Source organism: Streptomyces pseudogriseolus, assembly GCA_002154585.1.
GTDB classification, from domain to species: domain Bacteria; phylum Actinomycetota; class Actinomycetes; order Streptomycetales; family Streptomycetaceae; genus Streptomyces; species Streptomyces pseudogriseolus.
Genome location: MUNG01000062.1, coordinates 1 through 4,894 on the forward strand (window position 1 = coordinate 1; position 4,894 = coordinate 4,894).

4 protein-coding genes are annotated in these 4,894 nt (G+C 70.1%); 2 read left to right on the forward strand and 2 right to left on the reverse strand.

Annotation, left to right across the window (positions count from 1 at the left end; translation table 11 throughout):
• Positions 1–49: 49 nt before the first annotated feature.
• Together CCN29_RS07130 and coaA are read right to left on the reverse strand one after the other, a co-directional pair.
• Positions 50–973, reverse strand: a complete 924-nt coding sequence (locus CCN29_RS07130; RefSeq protein ID WP_031066655.1) for a DUF389 domain-containing protein — start codon at positions 971–973, stop codon at positions 50–52.
• A gap of 19 nt (positions 974–992) precedes the next feature.
• A complete protein-coding gene (coaA, locus tag CCN29_RS07135) occupies positions 993–1,961 on the reverse strand; it encodes a type I pantothenate kinase (RefSeq protein ID WP_031023912.1) in 969 nt (322 codons plus the stop codon).
• A gap of 167 nt (positions 1,962–2,128) precedes the next feature.
• Here coaA and CCN29_RS07140 point away from each other — a divergent pair, with 167 nt between their 5' ends.
• Positions 2,129–2,917 (forward strand): hypothetical protein, encoded by a 789-nt coding sequence (locus tag CCN29_RS07140; RefSeq protein ID WP_086680587.1) that lies wholly within the window; start codon positions 2,129–2,131, stop codon positions 2,915–2,917.
• Between the two features lie 102 nt (positions 2,918–3,019).
• Positions 3,020–4,867, forward strand: a complete 1,848-nt coding sequence (gene glmS / locus CCN29_RS07145; protein WP_031023908.1) for a glutamine--fructose-6-phosphate transaminase (isomerizing) — start codon at positions 3,020–3,022, stop codon at positions 4,865–4,867.
• Positions 4,868–4,894 lie beyond the last annotated feature (27 nt).

The window sequence follows — 4,894 nt, forward strand, 5'->3', positions numbered from 1 at the left end:
GCCGCTGCGGGCGACCACCCCCACCCCGTCCCCTCCCCGCCGTGCGCGGCTACACCCGTCGCAGGCGCCACAGGTGCTTCTGCGTCAGCAGGGTCAGCGTTCCCGCCAGGGTGATGCCCAGCAGGTTGAGCAGGAGTTGCTCGGTCGATCCCCAGGTCTGGGTGGTGTCGCCGTAGCTCAGGGCCACTGCCGCGTTCGCTGCGGCGGGCACTGTGGTGACGGAGATGGCGACTCCCACGAGCGCTCCTGACTTCGCGGACGTGAGGGAGAGCGTGCCTGCCGCGCCGGCCAGCACCGCCACGACGAACGAGAACCAGTCGGGGGCGTAGACGAAGCCGGTCTGGGGGCGTTCGCCTTCCAGTTGTCGCTGGGTGAACAGGCCTACCGCGTCCATGAAGAGGCTGAAGAGCACGGTGAGCACTATCGCCGCGGCGAAGCCCACCAGGAGGGCGGTCAGCGAGCGGAGTGCCAGGCGTGGTTTGCGTTGGACCGCTGCTGTGGAGATGCCGGCCAGGGGGCCGAATTCGGGGCCTACCGCCATCGCGCCCACGATCAGGATCGCGTTGTCCAGGACCACGCCGCATGCCGCGATCATCGTGGCCAGGGTGAGGAACGCCAGGTAGGTGACCGAGAGGGTCGACTCCTCGTGGGTCGCCTCGGTGAGCTGCTCCCAGAGAACCGCGTCCGCGCCTTCGCCGGGTGCTTCCTTCTCGGCCCGGTCCGCGCGGTCCGAGAGGGACAGGTCGACGTTCTCCACGGCGATGGAGCCGGTCGTGTCCAGGTTGAGGTTCTTCAGGCCGCTCAGGAGGTCGTCGGCGGACTCGCGGGCCACGTCGCAGAGGACGACGTCTCCGGCGGGGTCGCGGGCGGCGCCCGTCAGCACGCACAGGTGAGTCGTTCCGACGGTCTTCTCGATCAGTCGGACCGCGTCCTCCGTCTGTCCGGACGGTGTGATCAGGCGCAGATGCAGCATGGCGGCAGACTAGCCATGATCAGAGTTTGCGGAGGCTCAGGCGCTGGACCTTGTGGTCCGGGCCCTTGCGGAGGATCAGGGTCGCCCGGCCGCGGGTGGGGGCGATGTTCTCGACGAGGTTCGGCTTGTTGATGGTCCGCCACATCGTGCGGGCGTAGTCCAGCGCCTCCTCCTCGGAGACCTGCGTGTACTTGCGGAAGTACGAGGACGGGTCCTGGAACGCCGTCCGGCGCAGCTTGCCGAAGCGGTTCAGGTACCACTGCTCGATGTCCTCGGTGCGGGCATCGACGTACACGCTGAAGTCGAAGTAGTCGGCGAGGCCGACGCGGGTGCGGCCGTCCTTGCCGGGGAGGGCCGGCTGGAGGACGTTCAGTCCCTCGACGATCAGGATGTCCGGCCGCCGCACCGTGAGTTCCTCGTCCGGGACGATGTCGTAGATCAGGTGGGAGTAGACCGGGGCGGAGACCTCCGCCTTGCCGGCTTTGATGTCCGCGACGAAGCGGGTCAGCGCGCGGCGGTCGTAGGACTCGGGGAAACCTTTCCGCGACATCAGGCCGCGTGCCTGGAGTTCCTTCGTGGGCAGAAGGAAGCCGTCCGTCGTGACGAGCTCGACGCGGGGGTGCTCGGGCCAGCGGGAGAGCAGAGCCTGGAGCAGCCGGGCCACGGTGGACTTGCCGACGGCGACGGAGCCCGCGACCCCTATGACGAAGGGCGTGCCCGACTGGGAGCCCTTCTCGCCGAGGAACGTGTTGAGCGCGCCCCGCAGCCCGTCGGTGGCGCCGACGTAGAGGTTGAGGAGGCGGGAGAGCGGCAGGTAGATGTCTCGTACCTCGTCGAGGTCGATGACGTCGCCCAGGCCGCGCAGCTGCTCGACCTCCGCCGCCGACAAGGGCAGCGGAGTCTTGTCACGCAGCGCGCTCCACTCGGCGCGGGTGAGGTCCATGTAGGGAGTCGCCTCCGGCCGCTGCCGGTGGGCGCTCCGGGGCATCGGGGAGACCGGAGAGATCACAGTCCATTGTTAACGGAGTTTGAACCGGGTGGCGGGTGGGCTGTGTCACGCCGGGGGCGGGACCCGGTGATCAACTGTGAAGTGGCTGTGTTTACAGTGCGCGCACATGATGCGGATCCTCCGCACCTTCGAGAAAGAGTTCCACCGTGAGAACCAGCTCCGTCCGTCGTACCGCGCTCGCCGCCTCCGCCGCCGCGCTGGCCCTGCTCGTCACCGCCTGCGGCGGCTCCGGCGACGACCAGGACAAGGGCGACGAGGGCAAGGGCAAGCCCGCCTCCACCACCTCCGCAGCCGCCCCGGCGAAGGCGCTCACCGCCGCCGAGCTGGAGAAGGCCGCCCTCGCGCAGTCGGACGTCAAGAGCGGCAAGGTCGCCACCAAGCTCCCCGCGTCGGACGACATCGCCGTCGAGAAGGTGGAGACGGAGGACGCCGCCTGTCTGCCGCTGGCGCACGCCCAGGCCGGCGTGGCGCAGGGCGAGCCGGCCGCGTCCGTGAAGCGGTCCTGGACCGGTGAGCCGGTGAAGCCGTCCGCGGACACCAAGCCCGAGGACGCCCTGGTGGCCGCGCTGAACCTGGAGAAGATGCTCATCAATCTCGCTTCTTACGACGGTGACGGCGCCGAGCAGGCCGTGAAGGGGCTCGTCGCCGCGGCCGAGAAGTGCGCGGGCGGGTTCAAGGCCACCGTCGTCGGTGAGCCGATGAACGTCGAGAAGGTCGCCACCACCGATGCGCCCGAGGGCGGCGACGAGGGTGCCGCCTTCACGCTGACCGTCGCCGCCGACGAGGGCGTCAAGGCTCCCGCGAAGATCGTCGTCGTGCGCAAGGGCGCCACCGTGGTCACCTTCAGCGCGGTGAACCTCGCGTCCATGGCCACCGGCAAGGACTTCGAGGTCCCGGCCGACGTCGTCGCCGCCCAGGTCGGCAAGCTCGGCTGACCCGGAACCTGTCCCACCGGTGCCTCGTGCACCGGTGGGAATTTCCGATTTCGGGCACGCGGAGGCCCTTTTCGGCGGCTGACGGACCGTAGGCTGCCCGGCATGTGCGGAATCGTGGGTTACGTAGGGCCGCAGTCGGCGCTTGACGTCGTGACGGCCGGACTGAAGCGACTGGAGTACCGGGGCTACGACTCGGCGGGCGTCGCCGTGCAGGCCGACGGCGGACTGGCCACGGCGAAGAGGGCCGGGAAGCTGGTCAACCTGGAGAAGGAGCTGAGCGAACGGCCCCTGCCGGCCGGGTCGACCGGCATCGGGCACACCCGGTGGGCCACGCACGGCGGACCGACCGACGCCAACGCCCACCCGCACCTGGACAACGCGGGCCGGGTCGCCGTCGTCCACAACGGCATCATCGAGAACTTCGCCGCCCTGCGCGAGGAGTTGACCGAGCGCGGGCACGCACTGGCCTCCGAGACCGACACCGAGGTCGTCGCCCATCTGCTCGCCGAGGAGTACTCCGCCTGCGCCGACCTCGCCGAGGCCATGCGCCTGGTGTGCCGGCGGCTGGAGGGCGCCTTCACGCTCGTCGCCGTGCACGCCGACGAGCCCGACGTGGTCGTCGGCGCGCGCCGCAACTCGCCGCTGGTGGTGGGCGTCGGGGAGGGCGAGTCGTTCCTCGCCTCCGACGTCGCCGCGTTCATCACGCACACCCGTGAGGCCATCGAGCTCGGGCAGGACCAGGTGGTCGAGCTGCGCCGGGACACGGTGACGGTGACCGACTTCGACGGGGCCCCGGCCGACGTCCGCGAGTACCACGTCGACTGGGACGCCTCCGCCGCCGAGAAGGGCGGCTACGACTACTTCATGCTCAAGGAGATCGCCGAGCAGCCGAAGGCGGTCGCCGACACGCTCCTCGGGCGGATCGACGGGGCGGGCTCCCTGACGCTCGACGAGGTGCGCATCCCGGCGAACGTGCTGCGCGAGGTCGACAAGGTCGTCATCGTCGCCTGCGGCACGGCCTTCCACGCCGGGCTCATCGCCAAGTACGCCATCGAGCACTGGACGCGCGTGCCGTGCGAGGTGGAACTGGCGAGCGAGTTCCGCTACCGGGACCCGATCCTCGACCAGCAGACCCTCGTCGTCGCCATCTCCCAGTCCGGCGAGACCATGGACACGCTGATGGCGCTGCGGCACGCGCGCGAGCAGGGCGCCAAGGTGCTGGCCATCTGCAACACGAACGGTTCGACGATCCCGCGGGAGTCGGACGCCGTCCTCTACACGCACGCCGGCCCCGAGGTCGCCGTCGCGTCCACCAAGGCCTTCCTGACGCAGCTGGTCGCCTGCTATCTGGTCGCCCTCTATCTCGGGCAGGTGCGCGGCACCAAGTACGCCGACGAGATCCGCGCCGTGGTCCGCGACCTCGCGTCGATCTCCGGGGCCGTCGAACGGGTCCTGGAGACCATGGAGCCGGTACGGGAGCTCGCCCGCTCGCTCGCCGGGAAGAACACCGTGCTCTTCCTGGGGCGACACGTCGGCTACCCGGTCGCCCTGGAGGGCGCGCTGAAGCTGAAGGAGCTCGCCTACATGCACGCGGAGGGCTTCGCGGCAGGCGAGCTGAAGCACGGGCCCATCGCGCTGATCGAGGACGACCTGCCGGTGGTCGTGGTCGTGCCGTCGCCGCGCGGGCGGTCCGTGCTGCACGACAAGATCGTGTCCAACATCCAGGAGATCCGCGCCCGGGGCGCCCGGACCATCGTGGTCGCGGAGGAAGGGGACGACGCGGTCGTCCCGTACGCCGATCATCTGATCCGTGTCCCGGTCACGCCGACGCTGCTCCAGCCGCTGGTGGCGACCGTGCCGTTGCAGGTGTTCGCCTGCGAGCTGGCCACCGCCCGCGGCAACGAGGTCGACCAGCCGCGGAACCTCGCCAAGTCGGTGACCGTGGAGTGAGGTGGGGGGTGAGGCGTGGGGTGGCGG

Excerpts from the sequence above, each read along its gene's own strand:
- CCN29_RS07130 (WP_031066655.1), bottom strand. The coding sequence starts at position 973 with ATGCTGCATCTGCGCCTGATCACACCGTCCGGACAGACGGAGGACGCG.
- coaA (WP_031023912.1), bottom strand. The coding sequence starts at position 1,961 with ATGCCCCGGAGCGCCCACCGGCAGCGGCCGGAGGCGACTCCCTACATG.
- glmS (WP_031023908.1), top strand. The coding sequence starts at position 3,020 with ATGTGCGGAATCGTGGGTTACGTAGGGCCGCAGTCGGCGCTTGACGTC.